The 16,905-nt window shown below is 68.5% G+C and carries 18 protein-coding genes; 4 read left to right on the top strand and 14 right to left on the bottom strand.

The genetic code is table 11. The annotated features are described in order from the left end of the window. Window positions 1-10: 10 nt before the first annotated feature. Window positions 11-1,114, bottom strand: a complete 1,104-nt coding sequence (locus tag ACFVMC_RS21250; protein ID WP_379212692.1) for an alcohol dehydrogenase catalytic domain-containing protein — start codon at window positions 1,112-1,114, stop codon at window positions 11-13. A gap of 154 nt (window positions 1,115-1,268) precedes the next feature. Here ACFVMC_RS21250 and ACFVMC_RS21245 point away from each other — a divergent pair, with 154 nt between their 5' ends. Continuing rightward, window positions 1,269-1,664, top strand: a complete 396-nt coding sequence (locus tag ACFVMC_RS21245) for a VOC family protein (RefSeq protein WP_379213249.1) — start codon at window positions 1,269-1,271, stop codon at window positions 1,662-1,664. A 5-nt stretch (window positions 1,665-1,669) separates the two neighbouring features. On the opposite strand, the gene ACFVMC_RS21240 is transcribed toward ACFVMC_RS21245, so the two are convergent. Together ACFVMC_RS21240 and ACFVMC_RS21235 are read right to left on the bottom strand one after the other, a co-directional pair. Next, window positions 1,670-3,088 (bottom strand): pentapeptide repeat-containing protein, encoded by a 1,419-nt coding sequence (locus ACFVMC_RS21240; protein WP_379212690.1) that lies wholly within the window; start codon window positions 3,086-3,088, stop codon window positions 1,670-1,672. Between the two features lie 110 nt (window positions 3,089-3,198). Then, window positions 3,199-4,413: an MFS transporter gene (locus ACFVMC_RS21235; protein WP_379212689.1), complete on the bottom strand. Its 1,215-nt coding sequence runs from the start codon at window positions 4,411-4,413 to the stop codon at window positions 3,199-3,201. Window positions 4,414-4,506: 93 nt separating this feature from the next. On the opposite strand from ACFVMC_RS21235, the gene ACFVMC_RS21230 reads away from it, so the two are divergent. Next, window positions 4,507-4,818: an ArsR/SmtB family transcription factor gene (locus tag ACFVMC_RS21230; RefSeq protein WP_379212687.1), complete on the top strand. Its 312-nt coding sequence runs from the start codon at window positions 4,507-4,509 to the stop codon at window positions 4,816-4,818. Window positions 4,819-4,826: 8 nt separating this feature from the next. On the opposite strand, the gene ACFVMC_RS21225 is transcribed toward ACFVMC_RS21230, so the two are convergent. From ACFVMC_RS21225 to ACFVMC_RS21200, 6 genes are all read right to left on the bottom strand, one after another. Beyond that, window positions 4,827-6,044, bottom strand: coding sequence for a cytochrome P450 (locus ACFVMC_RS21225; RefSeq protein ID WP_379212685.1), 1,218 nt, complete (start codon window positions 6,042-6,044; stop codon window positions 4,827-4,829). Between the two features lie 27 nt (window positions 6,045-6,071). Beyond that, on the bottom strand, window positions 6,072-6,260 hold the full coding sequence (locus ACFVMC_RS21220; RefSeq protein WP_379212683.1) for a ferredoxin: 189 nt from the start codon (window positions 6,258-6,260) through the stop codon (window positions 6,072-6,074). A 217-nt stretch (window positions 6,261-6,477) separates the two neighbouring features. Next, window positions 6,478-7,797, bottom strand: a complete 1,320-nt coding sequence (locus ACFVMC_RS21215) for a M16 family metallopeptidase (RefSeq protein WP_379213247.1) — start codon at window positions 7,795-7,797, stop codon at window positions 6,478-6,480. 68 nt (window positions 7,798-7,865) lie between these two features. Continuing rightward, the gene (locus ACFVMC_RS21210; protein ID WP_379212682.1) at window positions 7,866-10,142 is read right to left on the bottom strand and encodes a polyribonucleotide nucleotidyltransferase; all 2,277 of its coding nucleotides are present in this window, start codon (window positions 10,140-10,142) and stop codon (window positions 7,866-7,868) included. Between the two features lie 370 nt (window positions 10,143-10,512). After that, window positions 10,513-10,782, bottom strand: coding sequence for a 30S ribosomal protein S15 (gene rpsO, locus ACFVMC_RS21205; protein ID WP_379212680.1), 270 nt, complete (start codon window positions 10,780-10,782; stop codon window positions 10,513-10,515). Window positions 10,783-10,931: 149 nt separating this feature from the next. After that, complete coding sequence (locus ACFVMC_RS21200; RefSeq protein WP_379212678.1) at window positions 10,932-11,900, bottom strand: bifunctional riboflavin kinase/FAD synthetase; 969 nt, start codon at window positions 11,898-11,900, stop codon at window positions 10,932-10,934. A 218-nt stretch (window positions 11,901-12,118) separates the two neighbouring features. Here ACFVMC_RS21200 and ACFVMC_RS21195 point away from each other — a divergent pair, with 218 nt between their 5' ends. Continuing rightward, complete coding sequence (locus ACFVMC_RS21195; RefSeq protein ID WP_379213245.1) at window positions 12,119-12,793, top strand: metal-dependent transcriptional regulator; 675 nt, start codon at window positions 12,119-12,121, stop codon at window positions 12,791-12,793. A gap of 1 nt (window position 12,794) precedes the next feature. Here the strand turns inward: ACFVMC_RS21195 and ACFVMC_RS21190 are convergent, their stop codons facing one another. From ACFVMC_RS21190 to ACFVMC_RS21180, 3 genes are all read right to left on the bottom strand, one after another. Then, window positions 12,795-13,652: a hypothetical protein gene (locus ACFVMC_RS21190; protein ID WP_379212676.1), complete on the bottom strand. Its 858-nt coding sequence runs from the start codon at window positions 13,650-13,652 to the stop codon at window positions 12,795-12,797. Between the two features lie 66 nt (window positions 13,653-13,718). Further along, the gene (locus tag ACFVMC_RS21185) at window positions 13,719-14,138 is read right to left on the bottom strand and encodes an EF-hand domain-containing protein (RefSeq protein ID WP_379212674.1); all 420 of its coding nucleotides are present in this window, start codon (window positions 14,136-14,138) and stop codon (window positions 13,719-13,721) included. Between the two features lie 21 nt (window positions 14,139-14,159). Then, window positions 14,160-14,546: a DUF4345 domain-containing protein gene (locus ACFVMC_RS21180; protein ID WP_379212672.1), complete on the bottom strand. Its 387-nt coding sequence runs from the start codon at window positions 14,544-14,546 to the stop codon at window positions 14,160-14,162. A gap of 86 nt (window positions 14,547-14,632) precedes the next feature. Here ACFVMC_RS21180 and ACFVMC_RS21175 point away from each other — a divergent pair, with 86 nt between their 5' ends. Next, the gene (locus ACFVMC_RS21175) at window positions 14,633-15,244 is read left to right on the top strand and encodes a TetR/AcrR family transcriptional regulator (protein WP_379212671.1); all 612 of its coding nucleotides are present in this window, start codon (window positions 14,633-14,635) and stop codon (window positions 15,242-15,244) included. A 76-nt stretch (window positions 15,245-15,320) separates the two neighbouring features. Here the strand turns inward: ACFVMC_RS21175 and truB are convergent, their stop codons facing one another. Next, a complete protein-coding gene (gene truB / locus ACFVMC_RS21170) occupies window positions 15,321-16,232 on the bottom strand; it encodes a tRNA pseudouridine(55) synthase TruB (RefSeq protein WP_379212669.1) in 912 nt (303 codons plus the stop codon). Then, on the bottom strand, window positions 16,232-16,900 hold the full coding sequence (npt, locus tag ACFVMC_RS21165) for a 4'-phosphopantetheinyl transferase Npt (protein ID WP_379212667.1): 669 nt from the start codon (window positions 16,898-16,900) through the stop codon (window positions 16,232-16,234). The genes truB and npt overlap by 1 nt, the downstream gene beginning before the upstream one ends. Window positions 16,901-16,905: the final 5 nt, after the last annotated feature.

Here is a 16,905-nt window from a genome sequence, read left to right as displayed (position 1 = left end):
AGTGTCCAGGTCAGTCGAAGACGATGACCTGCCGCAGCGCGTGCCCGGCGGCCAGTTCGTCCATCGCGTGATTGATCCGGTCGAGCCCGACGTGGGCGGACACCAGCCGTTCGACGGGCAACTTGCCCGCCCGCCACATCCGCACGTACTCGGGAATGTCGCGCGACGGTATGGCCGACCCCAGGTAGCTGCCGACGATGGACCGGCCCTGCGCGACCAGGGCCAGCGGCGAGATGGCGGCCCGGGCATCCGGCGCGGGCAGCCCGACGGTGACGGTGGTGCCGCCGGGCGCGGTGGCGGCGACCGCGGTCTCGAACGCACGGATATTGCCCGCCGCCTCGACCACGATCTCGGCCTGCACCCCCTGTTCGACGAGCTCGCCGGGCGTATGCACCGCGGTCGCACCGAGTTTCGTCGCGAGCTCGAGCTTTTCGGGGACGGTGTCCACGGCGATCACCTCCCGGCCCAGCGAGACACCGACCAGCACCGCCGCCATCCCGACACCGCCGAGACCGACCACCATGATCCGGTCCCCCGGCCCCGGCCGCGCCGAATTCAGCAGTGCCCCACCGCCGGTGAGCACCGCGCAGCCGAGAACGGCGGCCACCTCCGGCGGCACGTCGTCGTCGACGGGCACCACCGAACGCCGATCGACCACGGCGTGGGTGGCGAACGCGGAGACACCGAGATGGTGGTGCACCTCGGCGCCGTCGCGGCGCAGCCGCCGCCCACCGTTCAGCAGCTCGCCCGCGTTGTTGGCGGCACTGCCCGGCCCGCAGGGCGTGCGGCCCTCGCTCGCACAGCCCGCGCATTCCCCGCAGCGCGGCAGGAAGGTCATCACGACCCGCTGCCCGACGGCGATATCGCTGTCACCGGGGCCGATCGCCTCGACCCGGCCCGCGGCCTCGTGCCCGAGCAGCATCGGCACCGGGCGCACCCGATTACCGTCCACCACGGACAGATCCGAATGACACAGCCCCGCCGCCTCGATCCGAACCAGCAGCTCACCGGGGCCGGGCTCCGCCAGATCCAGCTCGCACACGGTGATCGGCGCCGACTCGGCGAAGGGCGCAGGGTCGGCGATCCGTTCCAGAACCGCACCACGAATCTTCATCGGCCCGACGCTACCGGCGCCGGTGGCCTGCGTCACCCGAGGGTTGAAAAATCCCCAGCGGTCGCACTAATCTCGGTCGACGTGACGGTGCTCCTGTCGGCCGCCTTGTACCGAGCCCAGGGTCGGGACCGCCACGAATTCTAGGAGAAATCCCCTGTCAGTTCAGTTCAATCACACCATTGTCGGTTGTCGCGACAAGCAAGTGTCCGCCGAATTCTGGTCGGACCTATTGGGATTGGAGATCGGTCGGGAAGCGGGTCATTTCATCCCGTTGACCACCGCGAACGGTATCACTTTCGATCTGGCGAACGTGCCGCCGTTCATCGAGGAGATCCAGCCCCAGCACTACGCCTTCCTGATCTCGGAAGCCGAATTCGATGTGGCCTACGCCAAGATCCAGCGTTACCAGCTGGATCACTGGGCCGATCCACGCAAGGCCGGCGTCAACGAGATCAATCACAATGACGGCGGTCGCGGCGTCTACTTCGAGGACCCGAACGGTCACTACCTGGAATTGATCACTGTGCCCTACGGTGGTTGGCCGGCGTAGCCCGCTCAGGCCTCCGGCGCGGATTCCAGCGCCGGAGGCCACGGGTTCGGTTGCACCGCAACGGGTTTGCGGGTGAGCACATCATCCCAGTCGAAGCGCACACCGACCCAGGCCGTCGGATTCTGGAACCGGATCTGCCCGGCGACGAAGCGCGCGCCGGCGAACGACACGTCACCGAAGAAGTCGCAGGCGGAGAAGTCCGCGACCCGGCCGCCGATGACGGTGCGCGCGAAAGTGACCGCGCCGTGGAACTGGGCCCTGGCGAAATCGACCTCCCGGGTGCTCTTGGATCGCCGCAGCCCCTGCCCGCCGAAGCGGGCTTCGTCGAATTCGATACTCGCGGCACAGAAGTGCGCCCCGCTGAAGGCGACGCGCGCGCCGCCGAAGACCGCATGCCCGAACGAAACCCGCTCACCATCGACGGTCGCACCCTCGAACGAGGTGAGTTCCGCCCCGAATCGAGCCGCACGGAACGAGGTTTCGGCACCGACGAATCTGACCCCGGTGAAACCCGTCCGGACACCGGCGAATACCGCGTCGTCGAACGAGGTCTGCGGTGATTTGAAGATCGCCTCGTCGAATCCTGCGTGCGCACCCCGGAATTCGGCCCGATCGAACACCGCCGGCGCCTCCCCGAATACGGCGCCGTGAAAGCTGACATGCCGCCCGCTGAACCGGGCGCGCTGGAAATCGGTGCGCAGGTCGCCGACGAAGCGGGCGCCGACGAACAGCGTCCAGCGGCCGCCGAACTCGACGCCCTGGAAATCGGCGTCGTCGAATACCGCTCCGGTGAAGTCGAAGTCGCACTGCGACCACGAGACATCCGAGTAGCGCCGCGACCAGGAATCCTGCGGCGCGCGGCGCAGATGCTCGGCGATGACCCGCACGATGGTGCGCCGGACCTCCCGGTCGTCACGCCGGATATGAAAGACCCGTTCCACCCGGCTACCGGATTCGGCGATCGATTCCGACCGGGAGACGAGGTGATTCGAGCCGTCACCGGGTTCGTAGGGCAATCGGAGATATCCGCAGAGCACGTCCACGCACTGTTGGCGGCGGCGCGGGGTGGCGCCTTCGTCGGCGATGACCGCGACCGCGTACACGCCCGCGATCCGCACCGCCGGGTCTTCGTCGCCGAGCTGGCGGACCGCGCCGCCGATGAGTTCGGCGAACCGTCCGCGTTCCAGGTCCCGTTGACGGCGGTAGGCCACGGTGACGGCGACCGCGCCGCCGATCCCCGCGAGGACGGCCAGCGCGATGGCGGTGAGCTGCACCTGATTCGGTCGTTCGGCCTGGACGCCCAGGCCGAGCCGCAGCAGCCACCAGGTCACCGCGCCGAGCGCGAGCCCGAGCAGTACCACGGCCGAGACCGCGAAGAACAGTGCCGCGCGGCGCATCCGGTCGCCCAACCGCCCCCATCGCATGAGGGGCATGTTAAACGCCGATGGTGCGTCACGCCTATAGGACAGAGTCGGCTATGCCGGTGCCCCAGGCGTTTTCAGATGTCACCCATCTGAATGCCCCGCACCGGCATTCAGGCCGACCGGTCGGCACGGCGATGGCTGCGCAGGCCCAGCGCCGCGGCGGCCAGGCAGGCCACGGCCACCACGCCGACGAACCACGGGAAGACGGCGTCCAGTCCCCAGGTGGTCGCCGCCCATCCGGCCAGAATGGTCGGCAGCGCCATGGCCGAGTAGGCCAGCAGGTAGTACGCCGACATGGTCTCACCCCGTTTGTGCTGGGGCACCACGTCGGACAGGTGGCGCAGCGAGCCGCCGAAGCCGAGCCCGAAGGTCGCGCCCAGGGCGACGCCGGCGCCGAGTACGGCGACCCAGTTGTGGGTGGCCAGCGCGGGCACGGTCAGCAGCAGGGCCAGGGCCATGCCGGTGTCGCCGAGTATCGCGGCGCGCCGCGCGGGAATGCCGGTCGCGAAGAGCTGGCTGGTCGCCCCGGACAGCGCCGTGGAGGCCACCACCGCGCCGCCGAAGACCAGGTTGTGGATGCCGGTCTGCTGTGCGGCCAGCGACGGATACAGCGACAGCAGCACCCCGAGCACCGACCAGGCCGCCATCACACCGATCGCGGAGAACCAGAAGTCGGCGCGAATCTCCTGTGGCACCGCCGGTTTCGCGATCCGGATGCGCCCGGCGGCCCGGGCCAGGTGAGGTTCGCGCAGCGCCAGCACGCCGACCCCGATGATCAGGCACACCACGGTGATCACCACATACGGGGTGCGCAGCGGATACGGCGCGTACTGCGCGAGCAGCGCCGAACCCAGAATCGCCACGGCCATACCGACATTGAAGGCGACGCCGGTGAGCTGACCGGAGCGCGCGCCCCGGTGCGGGCGCAGGTCCAGGAGCGCGGCCGCGCCGGCCACCACGGTGGATCCGACGGCCAGGCCGTGCAGCGCTCTGGCCAGCAGCAGCATCGGCACCGAGTCGGCCAGCACGAACACCACCAGTCCGGCGATCATGGTGGCGAATGCGCCCAGCAGCACCGGTTTCCGGCCGACGACATCGGAGATCCGCCCGGAGACCAGCACCGCGGCCAGGGCCGCGAAGGCGTAGACGGCGAAGACCAGGGTCGTGGTGAGCGGAGACAGATGCCACTGCGTTTCGTAGAGGCCGTACAGCGGCGCGGGCACACCGGAGACGCCGAGGGCGACCCCGCTGGCCACCAGGACCAGCGGATACGCCCATTGCTGCCCGGTCCGCTCGTCGGCGGACACTGCCACTGCGGCTGCCATCATCGCTCCGATCAGGTAAGTTTGATGTCGATCGAACTCGACTCGACCCTACAACCGGCGCGACGAACATCGAACCCTTCTGTGAGGTGAATCATGACCGAGGCTAATGAACCGCTCACGCCGGTCGCCGCCCTGCCCGCCGTGCTGGCCGCCCTACAGGACCCGATCCGCCTGGAGATGATCCGACGGCTCAGCAATACCGCCGCACCCGTCCGATGCAGCGCGCTCTACGACGAGATCAACAAATCCACCGCCAGCCACCACTTCAAGATCCTGCGCGACGCCGGGCTCATCGAGCGTCTGGTCATCGACGGCCAGATCCATCAGCGGCTGCGCGGCGCCGACGTCGACGCCGCGCTGCCCGGCCTGCTGTCCGCCGTCGTCAGCGCCGCCAACCAGACCTGAACCAACGGCTACACACTCCAGGTGACCGGCAGGGCGTGCACACCATAGATATTCATGTCCGTCCGGAGCGGCACCTCCCCGGCCGGGACGGCCAGCGCGAGCGTCGGGAACCTGCGGAGCAGCCCGGCGAAACCAGCCCGCATCTCGATCCGGGCCAGCTGCTGCCCCAGGCACTGATGGATACCGTGCCCGAACGCCACCAGACCGCGGGCCCGCCGATGCACGTCGAGCCGGTCCGGTTCAACGAATCGCGCGGGATCGTGATTGGCGGCCAGCAGCGACACCACGACGGTCGAGCCGGCGGGGATGAGCTCACCGCCGAGCTCGATGTCCTCGGTCGCGTACCGGTAGAAGATGTCGGCGACCGACAGGTAACGCAACAGCTCCTCGACCGCGTCGGGGACCAGGGCCGGATCGGCGTGCAGTTCGGCCAGCTGGTCGGGGTGCTCCAGCAGCGCGAACGTGCCCAGCGCCAACATGTTCGCGGTCGTCTCGTGCCCGGCGAGCAGCAGCAGGAAGGCGATGCCCACCAGCTCCTCGATGCTCAGATCCGGGTCACCGGCCAGGTCGGAGAGCAGATCGTCGCCGGGTTCGGCGCGCTTGCCGACGACCAGCTCGGCCAGATAGGTGTTGATCGCGATCAGCGCGCCCATCTTCTGCTCCAGCGTCTGGTCCTTGACCAGGAACTGAGCGGAGTTGACCTGGAAGGTCGCCCGATCCGCGTAGGGCACGCCGAGCATTTCGCAGATCACCAGCGACGGCACCGGCAGCGCGAACTCCGCGACCAGATCCACCGGCGGTGTCAGCCGCGCCATCGCCTCGAGCTGCTGCTCGGTGATCTCGATGACGCGCTCCTCGAGCTGCTTCATCCGGCGCACGGTGAACGCACCGGTCAGCTTGCGGCGCAACCGGGTATGGTCCGGCGGGTCCATGGCGATGAAGACGCCCGGCATGGTCGGCGAAGGTTCGGTGGCGGCGGGCATGCCCGGCGTCTCGAACGGCACCCGCACGATGCCGATGTCCTGCCGGGAACTGAAGCGGGTGTCGGCCATCAGCTGGCGGACCTCGTTGTATCCCGTGACCAGATACCCCTGGTGACCGTCGGGAAAGTGCATCGGGCTGACCGGATGCGCGTCCCGCAGCCGGGAGATCGCGCTGGGCGGTACGAACGGGCCGGCGTCGCGATCCTGCGGCAGGCCGTCGGGAACGGGAACGATTCTGGTCATGGGAATTTCCTTCGGTAAGTAGATGATTCAGGCGAGAGTGATCGCGCCGGAGGGGCACGCCTGGACCGCCTCCCGGACCGCCGCCGCCTGATCGGGGCCGGGCGCGCGCAACAGCACGACCCGCCCTTCGGTGAGGTCCTGGTCGAAGATCGCGGGAGCGGTCAGCGCACACATACCGGCGCTGATGCAGCACTCCCGATCCACCCTGAGTTCCATGGGTTTCGCTCGCGGACTACGCGGCCGCGTACGGAGCGCGGACGTCGCCGGAGAACATCTCGACGGCAACAGTGATCGGAGTCTGAGAAGTGGTCATTGCCCTGCTCTTTCGAGTAGTCGTTCGGTGTGATGCGACTACTTTCGCGAGCCCGCCTGATACGGACCTGACGCCGAGCTGACACGGCGTCCGACACCCGGAGCAGGGCGACCGGGCGTCCTAGGCGACGAGGCGGCGCACCGCCAGCGGCAATTCTCTCGTGCGCCGGTACGGCCCGGCGACCGACGCGGCGAAGGGCCGGGAGAGCAGGGTGCGGGCGACGGCGGAGACCTCGTCGGTGGTGACCGTGTCGATCCGGGTCAGCGTCTCGGAGACGCTGCGGTGGTTGCCGTAGCTGAGTTCGCTGCGGCCGATGCGGTTCATTCTGGACGCGGAATCCTCCAGGCCCAGCACCAGACCGCCGCGCAGCGAGCCCTTCGCGCGAGCGCATTCGGCATCGGTGATGCCGTTCTCGGCGACCTCGGTGAGCACGCCACGCGCCAAAGCCGCCACCTCGCCGAGGTTTTCGGGCTGGCAGCCGATGTAGACCGAGAACGCTCCGGTATCGGCGAAGGTGTCGACGCTGGAGTACACCGAGTACGCCAGGCCGCGCTCCTCGCGAATGCGCTGGAACAGCCGCGAACTCAAGCCGCCGCCGACCACCGTGTTCAATACCGACAGCGGCCAGCGCCGGTCACCCTCGTGCCGCCCGAACGCGCGCACTCCGAAGGTCAGGTGCGCCTGTTCGCTGTCGCGGTGGTTCCACAGCAGCTCCGGTGCACCCGTCGGACGGAAGCGGCCTTCGCGCCGCGCCGCCGGCGTGGCCACCGGATCGAGCCGGTTGCGGAAGGCGCGATGCACCAGATCCACGGTGTGCTCGTGATCGATATTGCCCGCCACCGCCACGACCATCCGGTCCGGCCGATAGCGACGCAGATGAAAGGACCGCAGCTGCTGCGCGCGCATGGCCTCGATCGACTCGATGGATCCGATCACCGGCCGCCCGATCGGATGATCGCCGAACAGCGCGGTCAGAAACGCGTCGCCGACCATGTCCTCGGGATCGTCGTCGCGCATGGCGATCTCCTCGAGCACCACCTGACGTTCCACGTCGACGTCGACGGCCCGGCACAGACCGTTCAGCACGACGTCGGTGACCATGTCCACCGCCAGCGGCAGATCCTCGTCGATGACGTGCGCGTAGTAGCAGGTCTGCTCCTTGGCGGTGAACGCGTTGAGCTCACCGCCGACCGCGTCCATGGCCTGGGCGATGTCCAGCGCCGAGCGGGTCGGGGTCGCCTTGAACAGCAGATGTTCGAGGAAGTGCGCGGCGCCGGCCACGGTCGGGCCTTCGTCGCGCGAACCGACGCCGACCCACACCCCGATCGACGCGGAGCGCACACCGGGCACATGCTCGGTGACCACGCGTAGCCCGCCGGGCAGCACGGTACGGCGCACACCGGAATCGACGGTGTGCGAAACGGATTCGTCAGTCCTGATGAGGGACGAACCCCCCTGCTCGGTGGTGAGCAAGGGGGTTGTCTTCGTCGTCGTCACAGAGACAAGTACTACTCGGTCGCCGCCGCCGCATCAACGGCGTCGTCGGCGGCAGGCTCCTCGGCGTTCTCCTCCACCGGAACCAGCGAGATCTTGCCGCGGTTGTCGATGTCGGCGATCTCCACGCGCAGCTTGTCGCCGACGTTCACCACGTCCTCGACCTTGGCGACGCGCTTGCCGTTGCCCAGCTTGGAGATGTGCACCAGGCCGTCGCGGCCCGGCAGCAGCGAGACGAACGCGCCGAAGGCGGTGGTCTTGACGACCGTGCCCAGGAAGCGCTCGCCGACCTTCGGCAGCTGCGGGTTCGCGATGGCGTTGATCTGGTCGATCGCCGCCTGCGCCGCCGGGCCGTTGGTCGCACCGACGTAGACGGTGCCGTCATCCTCGATCGAGATGTTGGCGCCGGTCTCCTCGGTGATCTGGTTGATCACCTTGCCCTTGGGCCCGATCACCTCGCCGATCTTGTCGACCGGGATCTTGATCGCGGTGACCCGCGGCGCGTACGGGCTCATCTCGTCCGGGCTGGTGATGGCCTCGGCCATCACGTCCAGGATGGTGGTGCGGGCGTCGTGCGCCTGGCTCAGCGCACCGGCCAGCACCTTCGACGGGATGCCGTCCAGCTTGGTGTCCAGCTGCAGCGCGGTGACGAACTCGCGGGTACCGGCGACCTTGAAGTCCATGTCGCCGAAGGCATCCTCGGCGCCGAGGATATCGGTCAGGGCGACGTAGCGGACCTCGTCCTCACCCTTGTCGTTGGTGATGGTGTCCGACACCAGGCCCATGGCGATACCGGCGACGGGGGCCTTGAGCGGCACACCGGCGTTCAGCAGCGACAGGGTGGAGGCACAGACCGAGCCCATCGAGGTGGAACCGTTGGAGGACAACGCTTCCGAGACCTGGCGGATGGCGTACGGGAACTCTTCCTGGCTGGGCAGCACGGGCAGCAGAGCCCGCTCGGCGAGGGCGCCGTGGCCGATCTCGCGGCGCTTGGGCGAACCGACGCGGCCGGTCTCACCGGTGGAGAACGGCGGGAAGTTGTAGTGATGCATGTAGCGCTTGGAGGTCTCCGGGCCGAGCGAGTCGACCTGCTGCGCCATCTTCACCATATCCAGGGTGGTGACACCCATGATCTGGGTCTCGCCACGCTCGAACAGCGCCGAACCGTGCGCGCGCGGAATGACCGCGACCTCGGCGGACAGGGCGCGGATATCGGCCAGGCCGCGGCCGTCGATGCGGAAGCCGTCGGTCAGGATGCGCTGACGCACCAGCTTCTTGGTGACCGAGCGGAACGCGGCGCCCAGCTCCTTCTCGCGGCCCGCGAAATCCTCGCCGAGCCGCGAGAGCACGTCCAGCTTGATCTCGTCGATCTTGGCTTCGCGCTCCTGCTTGTCGGCGATCGACAGCGCCTCGTTCAGCTCCCGCTTGGCGGTGCCGTCGACGGCCTCGAACACATCGGCCTCGTACGGCGGGAACAGCGGGAACTCGCCGGTCGGCTTGGCGGCCAGCTCGGCCAGGTCCTGCTGGGCGCGGCACAGGCGGGCGATGAACGGCTTGGCGGCCTCGAGGCCCTCGGCCACGACGGCCTCGGTCGGCGCCTGCGCGCCGCCGTCGATCAGCTCGATCACCTTGTCGGTGGCCTCGGCCTCGACCATCATGATCGCGACATCGCCGGACTCGACCACGCGACCCGCGACCACCATGTCGAACACGGCGCCCTCGAGCTGCTCCACGGTCGGGAACGCGACCCACTGGCCCTCGATCAGCGCGACGCGCACGCCGCCGACCGGACCGGAGAACGGCAGGCCCGCGATCTGAGTGGACGCGGACGCGGCGTTGATCGCCACCACGTCGTAGAGATCCTTCGGATCCAGCGACAGCACGGTGACCACGACCTGGATCTCGTTGCGCAGGCCGTCGACGAAGGACGGGCGCAGCGGACGGTCGATCAGGCGGCAGGTCAGGATCGCGTCGGTGGACGGGCGGCCCTCACGGCGGAAGAACGAGCCGGGGATGCGGCCCGCGGCGTACATGCGCTCTTCGACGTCGACCGTCAGCGGGAAGAAGTCGAACTGGTCCTTGGGGGACTTGCCCGCGGTGGTCGCGGACATCAGCATGGTCTCGTCGTCGAGGTAGGCGACGACCGAGCCGGCCGCCTGCCGGGCCAGCCGGCCGGTCTCGAAGCGGATGGTGCGGGTGCCGTAGCTGCCGTTGTCGATCAGCGCGACGGATTCGAACACACCGGGCTCGACCTCGACGGCCGAGGACTTGCGTTCAGTTGTTTCGGTCATTCTCTTCTCTCAACCTCTCGTCTTCGCCGGATCGAGCGCTTTCTGGGCGCGATCCGGCTGTCGTCAGCCGTACCTGGCACGGACACGCGGCAACCATCCTGGCTGCGACGCGCAGACCCGGCCGGTTCTCCTGGGCTGGAAGCTTCCAGCGGCGGAGCGACGCGGAGGCGATCATCGATCGAAGCCCGTCGGTGCAACCGAGAGGCCACTACCGAAGACCGACGCCACGCGGGCGGGTGCTTACGGCTGTGCAATGTTGTGCGCCGGGGAGGTGTTCACCCCGCATACGCAAATAGCCAACGGGGAGATTGTACGTCTCCCCGTTGGCTTGCTTATCGCTGGTCTGGAAATACCAGCGTGTCAGACTGCCTCAGCGACGCAGGCCGAGACGCTCGATCAGCGAGCGGTACCGGTTGATGTCCTTGGCCTGCAGGTACTTCGACAGGCGACGACGACGACCGATCAGGGCCAGCAGGCCGTGGCGGGTGTGGTGGTCGTGCTTGTGCTGCTTGAGGTGCTCGGTCAGGTCCGAGATGCGCTTGGACAGCAGCGCGATCTGCGCCTCCGGGGAACCGGTGTCCTTCTCGTGCAGGCCGTATTCCTTGAGGATTGCGCTCTTCTGCTCGGTGGTCAGAGCCATGCGGCGTCCACTCCTGTATTTCAGTTCCGCGCTCGAAGTTCCGGTTATCCGGGCTGGGCGCCACCGCGGACCGCAGCAAACCCGGGGTGCAACTTTACCGGAGCGGTTCGGCTGCACCGAATCGGGGGCATTCTGCCCCCCGATCGGTGTCATTCAGCGGCAGTGAGCACCTTGCGAGTGTTCTCCACGTCCCGGCCCATCGCCTCCAGCAATTCCTCCAGCGAATCGAATTTGCGCATACCGCGCAGGTGCTCGACGAAGTCGACCGCGACGCGCTGACCGTAGAGATCGGCCTCGCCGTCCAGCACGAAAGCCTCCACGGTGCGGCTCACACCGTCGAACTGCGGGTTGGTGCCCACCGAGATCGCGGCCATGGCCGACTCCCCCGGCGCCGTCGCGCCGATCGTGGGGCCCGCCGGGTCCAGCACGGTGAACCAGCCCGCGTACACCCCGTCGGCGGGGATCGCCGCGTAGGCGCTGGGCGCGAGGTTCGCGGTCGGAAACCCCAGCTCCTTGCCGCGGCCGTCACCGTGCACCACGACGCCTTCGACGCGATGCGGGCGGCCCAGCGCCTCGGCGGCCGCGGCCATATCGCCCGCGTCGACGCAGGCACGGATATAGGTGGAGGAGAAGGTGACCGCGTGCTCGCCCACCAGCTTCACCCCGTCGACCTCGAAACCGAAGCGCTCACCGAGCGTGCGCATGGTGTCGACGGTGCCCGCGGCCTTCTTTCCGAAGGTGAAGTTGTCGCCGACCACGACCTCGGCCACGTGCAGGCGCTCGACCAGCAGATCGTGCACGTAGCTCTCGGGGGTCAGCTTCATGAATTCGGGCGTGAACGGCATGACGCAGAAGACGTCGACGCCGAGTTCCTCGGCCAGTTCCGCGCGCCGGGGCAGCGTGGTCAGCTGCGCCGGATGCGAACCGGGCCGCACCACTTCCATCGGGTGCGGATCGAAGGTCATCAGGACCGCCGGAACACCGCGCGCCGCCGCCGATTTCACCGCTCGGCTGATCAACTGGGCATGGCCGCGATGCACACCGTCGAACACACCGATCGTGAGTACGCAGCGGCCCCAATCGGCGGGCACATCCTCGAGGCTTCGCCATCTCTGCACGGTTGCAGCGTACGCAAACGAGGTGGCGAACAGTATTCCGGCGTCACCCGAGTCACATCACGGCGACCACATCGTGAACAGGCGTTCGGCTCCGGCCCGGTGATGTGTACTTCGGCGAAGGAGTGCATAAGCTCAGGTACGTGCCCGGTAAACGTGATATCGCCACCCGACGCGAGCTGGCCGAGCAGGCCCCGACGGCCGCCGTGCCCGGCGACACCGTGACGGTGGCCCCCGAGCTGACCTCGGTCGCCCAGGACTATCTCAAGGTGATCTGGACCGCGCAGGAGTGGTCGCAGGAGAAGGTGTCGACGAAGCTACTCGCCGAACGCATGGGCGTGTCGGCCTCGACCGTCTCCGAGGCGGTCCGCAAGCTCGCCGACCAGGGTTTGGTGGAGCACGCCCGGTACGGGTCGATCACGCTCACCGAACACGGCCGCCGCGCCGCCGTCGCCATGGTGCGCCGGCACCGGTTGATCGAGACGTTCCTGGTCAATGAGCTCGGCTACGGCTGGGACGAGGTGCACGACGAAGCCGAGGTGCTCGAGCACGCGGTGTCGGAGCTGCTGATGGCCCGGATCGACGCGAAACTCGGCTTCCCCGACCGGGATCCGCACGGCGACCCGATCCCCTCGGTCGACGGCGCGGTGCCGACCCCGCCCGCCCGGCAGCTCAGCGATTTCGGCGCCGGGGAATCCGGGCGGGTCGCGCGCATCTCCGATGCCGACCCGGACATGCTGCGCTACTTCGACTCGGTCGGCATCGCGCTGGACACCAGCATCACCGTGATCGAGCGCCGAGACTTCGCGGGCACCGTCGCACTGCGGATCGGCCCGGCGGCGACGCCGATCGACCTGGGCCGCCCGGCCGCCGAGGCGATCTGGCTCACCGCGTAGGTCAGCACTGTCCGAAGTACGACTCCAGACGTTGCGGTACACCCTCTTTCGCGGCTTTCGACCAGCAGACATCATGCGGGAAGGCCACGTAGGTGGTCCAGCGCTCGAAGTCGTGCTGAACGATGCGCTGGGTGTCGCCGGGGGTGTTCCAGCTGACGATGCCCCACCTGCCCTCGCACTCGCGGACCCGCGCGAACGACGGGTCGGCCTGCCCCGGATAGAGTTCACCGCCCGCCGCCAGGTCGGCGACGATGGTCTCGGCGGAGCAGACCGGCGGCCAGCCCGCGTCCTGGAATCGGAAGGTGCCCTTGACGGTTTCGCCCGCCCGGGTCAGGAACAGCGCGTGCATGCCTTCCGGCACCGGGCGGGTGCCCGCCGGAGGCTCACCCATGATCATCCGATAGCAGCCGACCGGGACGGTGAAGACCGCGCGGCCCTGCGCGTCGGTGACGCCGTCGAAACGCAGGACCTCCCGGGCGCCTTCGGGGATGTCCCGGCCGGCGGCATCGCAGGGGGTGACCTGGCGCAGGCCGACCGGAACGTTCGGGACGGGGTGCTGGGCCTGGGTCAGGGTGAAGACCATGGCGGTGCCGGTCGCCGACGGCGGAATCTCCTGCGGGGGATCCGCGGGCGGCCGCGAGGACGGTTGCGAAACCGCGGTGGTGACCGACGGCTCGGGTTGGCTCGGGACCGGGGTGCTGCTCGTGATCGCCGGCAGGCTACTGATCGGGGTGGCGGGCTCGGTACCGTCGCCACATCCCACCGCCGCCACCGCCAGGACGGCGAGAATCATTGTCTTGCGGGCGATTCCGTACCGCATCGCCTCGGCCTTCCGCTCGAAACCTCCGACCCGCGACATTCGGCGGGTGCTGAGACCAGGATGGACCCGGAATCTAGAGATTTCCTCGAGGATTGCTCCAGGCGCTCAGCGCGACAGGAACTCGAGCAGCGCGCGGAATTCGACGGGTGACAGGAACCCGTCACCGTCGACGTCCGCGGCGTTCAGCAGCGCCTCGGCGGGGCCGTCGATCATGCCCTGCCCGACCTGGCGGATGAGTTGCTCGAGTTCCTCGACCGAGATCTTGCCGTCCTGATCGATATCGAAGACCTGAAAGGCGGCGTCGGCATCGGTGACCTCGATCCGGCCGGCCACCAGCGCGGCGTCGAATTCGGCGCGGGAGATCAGGAAATCGCCGTCGGTGTCGGCGGCGGCGACCATGCGCTCGACCGAGGCGCGGTCGACCTCGATGTCGTGGGCGCGGATGCCGAGCAGAATGTCCTCGACCGAGACCAGGCCGTCACGGTCCAGGTCCCACAGATCGAACGAATCCGGCTGTGTAGTCATCGTCTCGCCCCTCGTCACCGTTTACCGCGCCACGCGCTTCTCCTCGGCGGCGGCCAGCCAGAAGAATACCGGCGGTAGCACGAATTCGATGACGGTGAGCACGATTTGGAACCAGTGCGGCCAGCCGTGCACGGCCAGCGACACCGCCCGGCCGACGGCGCCGAGCAGGAAGATGCCCGCGAGCCAGCGCACGGCCGTGACGGCGACCGGGGTCTGCCGGGCGGCCCAGACCCACGCGAGGCCGTAGCCCACGAAAATCGCGCCGAAGAAACGGCTTTGGCTGTCGGCGGTGACGCCCGCGTCGCCCATATCGGGGACCGAGTCGTTGCCGAGCAGGATGTGCGCGAACCCGATCGCGACACAGGCGTAGCCCATGACCAGCGTCAGGATCTTGAGCAGCTTCGACATGGGGTCCTCCCGACCGATTAGTAGACGCATGTCAACTAGAGCGAGGCTACGACCACAAGTAGACACGCGTCAACTAAGCTGGCGGTGTGCCTCCTCGCCGCCGCCTCACGCCCGACGAACGCCGTCAACAACTCGTGGACACCGGCGCCGGGCTGTTCGCGGCGCGCCAGTACGCCGAGGTCCTGATGGAGGACGTCGCCGCCGCGGCCGGCATCTCGCGGGCCCTGCTCTACCGCCACTTCCCCAGCAAGCGCGACCTTTTCGTCGCCGTCTACCAGCAGGCCTCCGAACAACTGCTGGTCGTCACCGAATTCGACCCCGCGCAGCCGCTGCCCGCCCAGCTGATCGCCGGGCTCGACGCGCACCTGGACTACTTCGAAGCCAACCCGCAGGCGGTCCTGGCCGCCAACCGGGTCCTCGCCACGGACCCGACCGTCCAGGCGATCATCACCGGCGAACTCGACGAACTGCGACGACGGCTCCTCGATGTCCTCGGCCTCGAGGAACCCGCCCGGACCACCGCCTCCGCGGTACTGATGAGCTGGCTCACCTTCGTGCGCGTGCTCACCGTCGAATGGCTGGAGAACCACACCATGACCCGCGCGCAACTCCGCGATATCAGCGCGGGCGCGCTGCTCGGGGCACTGCAACCGCTGCACCCCGATCTCGCGGCCGAGGCGAACACCGTGCGGCGCTGAGCCCGGAATTTCGGCCGCGCGGCACGATCCGGCCGGCCACACGGCAGCGCGCGGTTTGTGGGGACCCGCTCGGAAATCAGAGATTAGCCGGGCGGACCACCATGACCGAGGCGGCACGCTTACCGCTTTCCTCCAGCAGGGCGATGGCCTGCCCGGCGGGATCGATGGCCGCGTAGACGCCGGAGATACCGACCGGGTCGAGCCAGCGGCCGTTGCGCAGATCGTTCGCCTGCGATTCATCGATATCGCGGTGCGGGAAGGCAGTGCGCACCGCCTCGTCCATCTCCAGGCTGAGCAAGCGGGCCTCGGGATCGGATTCGGCGACCGCGGCCAATTCGTCCAGGGTGCGGGCGTGTTCGAGGGTGAACGGGCCGACCCTGGTGCGGCGCAAGGCGGTCAGATGACCGCCGACGCCGAGCGCCGCGCCGAGATCGCGGGCAAGGGCGCGGATGTAGGTGCCGGAGGAGCATTCGACTTCCACGTCCAGGTCGACGAACCCCGCCGAGACATCTCGACGGGCGAGCACATCGAAACGGGAGACGGTGACCGGCCGGGCCGCCAGCCGCACCTCTTCACCCGCGCGGGCGCGTGCGTAGGCGCGTTCGCCATCGACCTTGATGGCGCTGACCGTCGCGGGCACCTGCTCGATGTCGCCGGTCAAAACCTGGACCCGCGCGGCGATCTCGGCGTCGGTGAGATGCAGGGCCGACACGGTCGAGAGGACCTCGCCCTCGGCATCGTCGGTATCGGTGGCCTGCCCGAGGCGAATCGTCGCGGTATACGCCTTGGTGGTCAAGGTGAGCAGGCCGAGCAGCTTCGTGGCCCGCCCCACACCGAGCACGAGCACGCCGGTAGCCATCGGATCCAGGGTTCCCGCGTGCCCGACCTTCTTGGTATGCAACAACCTTCGGCTCTTGGCCACCACATCGTGACTCGTCCAGCCGCCGGCCTTGTCGACGATCAGCAGACCGCCCAGCGCGCCCGCCATCAGGCGTGCACGATCGCGGCCAGAATGCGGTCCTCGGCGATCAGCCAGCGGCCGTCGAACGAAAGCAGCGGTGCGCCACCGTCATTGGTCTGACCGGGAACCAGGATTCGGCTGTGGAAGGTGCCCGCGCCGGTGCCGCCGGCCTGCTCGTCGATCGTGAATGTGATGTGCGCCTCCTCGAAACCGAGCCAGCGGGTCGTCAACGGCCACCAGGCTTTGAAGGTGGCTTCCTTGGCGCAGAACAACAGCCGATCCAGATGCAGGCCGACCGGCGCCGTGGCCAGCCAGTCACGTTCCTCCGGCAGGCTCACCGAATCCAGCACGCCCTCGGGCAGCGTCGCATGCGGTTCGGCGTCGATGCCCACCGACCGGAACCGCAGCCGATGCGCGAGCGCCGCCGCCCGGTACCCCTCGGTGTGGGTGAGACTGCCGACCACACCGCGCGGCCACACGGGCGCGCCCCGCTCCCCCTTCCCGATCGCCACCGGCGGCTCACCCAGCTGCTCCAGCGCCAGCCGGGCACAGTGCCGGGCGCCGATGAAATCTCGCCGCCGCTTCTCCACCGACTTCTCGATGAGATGTTCCTCGGCCGGATGCGCCGTCAGATCCTCCGGAAACTCCAGCAGCTCAGCAGAGGCGACACCACTCGGCAAAATGTTCTCGATCATCGGCT

This window comes from Nocardia sp. NPDC127579, assembly GCF_042672005.1.
Classification (GTDB): Bacteria; Actinomycetota; Actinomycetes; order Mycobacteriales; family Mycobacteriaceae; genus Nocardia.
The sequence above is the reverse complement of the archived record's forward strand: the minus strand, read 5'-3'. Positions and strand labels throughout refer to the sequence as shown.

Bases quoted from the DNA above. Each gene is read 5' to 3' on its own strand.
- ACFVMC_RS21235 (WP_379212689.1), bottom strand. From the start codon at position 4,413: ATGGCAGCCGCAGTGGCAGTGTCCGCCGACGAGCGGACCGGGCAGCAA.
- rpsO (WP_379212680.1), bottom strand. From the start codon at position 10,782: ATGGCTCTGACCACCGAGCAGAAGAGCGCAATCCTCAAGGAATACGGC.
- ACFVMC_RS21250 (WP_379212692.1), bottom strand. From the start codon at position 1,114: ATGAAGATTCGTGGTGCGGTTCTGGAACGGATCGCCGACCCTGCGCCC.
- ACFVMC_RS21225 (WP_379212685.1), bottom strand. From the start codon at position 6,044: ATGACCAGAATCGTTCCCGTTCCCGACGGCCTGCCGCAGGATCGCGAC.
- ACFVMC_RS21210 (WP_379212682.1), bottom strand. From the start codon at position 10,142: ATGACCGAAACAACTGAACGCAAGTCCTCGGCCGTCGAGGTCGAGCCC.
- npt (WP_379212667.1), bottom strand. From the start codon at position 16,900: ATGATCGAGAACATTTTGCCGAGTGGTGTCGCCTCTGCTGAGCTGCTG.
- ACFVMC_RS21240 (WP_379212690.1), bottom strand. From the start codon at position 3,088: ATGCGATGGGGGCGGTTGGGCGACCGGATGCGCCGCGCGGCACTGTTC.
- ACFVMC_RS21190 (WP_379212676.1), bottom strand. From the start codon at position 13,652: ATGTCGCGGGTCGGAGGTTTCGAGCGGAAGGCCGAGGCGATGCGGTAC.
- ACFVMC_RS21180 (WP_379212672.1), bottom strand. From the start codon at position 14,546: ATGTCGAAGCTGCTCAAGATCCTGACGCTGGTCATGGGCTACGCCTGT.
- ACFVMC_RS21185 (WP_379212674.1), bottom strand. From the start codon at position 14,138: ATGACTACACAGCCGGATTCGTTCGATCTGTGGGACCTGGACCGTGAC.
- truB (WP_379212669.1), bottom strand. From the start codon at position 16,232: ATGGCGGGCGCGCTGGGCGGTCTGCTGATCGTCGACAAGGCCGGCGGC.
- ACFVMC_RS21230 (WP_379212687.1), top strand. From the start codon at position 4,507: ATGACCGAGGCTAATGAACCGCTCACGCCGGTCGCCGCCCTGCCCGCC.
- ACFVMC_RS21220 (WP_379212683.1), bottom strand. From the start codon at position 6,260: ATGGAACTCAGGGTGGATCGGGAGTGCTGCATCAGCGCCGGTATGTGT.